General features: G+C 63.1%; 1 protein-coding gene. It reads left to right on the top strand.

Annotated elements, in window-relative coordinates; genetic code table 11:
• The coding region (locus SOP85_RS31105) for a preprotein translocase subunit SecA (RefSeq protein WP_442967966.1) at positions 1–483 on the top strand (483 nt) is incomplete at both ends.

The following is a 483-nucleotide window of genomic DNA, read 5'->3' as shown; positions in this document are numbered from 1 at the left end:
CATCACCGACGAGGCCGAGAAGGCCAAGAAGATCGAGCAGATCAAGGCCGACATCGAGCGCTTCCGCGAGATCGTGCTGAAGGCGGAAGAGGATTTCGAGGTCGAGCCCGCCAAGGGCAACAAGCCCGCCAAGACCGTGAAGAAGCCGGGCGGCCTCTACATCATCGGCTCCGAGCGGCACGAATCCCGCCGCATCGACAACCAGCTGCGCGGCCGCTCCGGCCGTCAGGGCGATCCCGGCCGCTCGAAATTCTTCCTGTCGCTGGAAGACGACCTGATGCGCATCTTCGGCTCCGACCGGCTCGACAGCATGCTGCAGCGGCTCGGCCTGCAGGAAGGCGAGGCCATCATCCATCCCTGGATCAACAAGGCGCTCGAAAAGGCCCAGCAGAAGGTCGAGGCGCGCAACTTCGACATCCGCAAGAACCTGCTCAAGTTCGACAACGTCCAGAACGACCAGCGCAAGGTGATCTTCGACCAGCG

This window comes from Pseudomonas sp. YuFO20 (assembly GCF_035064975.1).
Classification (GTDB): domain Bacteria; phylum Pseudomonadota; class Gammaproteobacteria; order Pseudomonadales; family Pseudomonadaceae; genus Aquipseudomonas; species Aquipseudomonas putida_AE.
The sequence above is the reverse complement of the archived record's forward strand: the minus strand, read 5'-3'. Positions and strand labels throughout refer to the sequence as shown.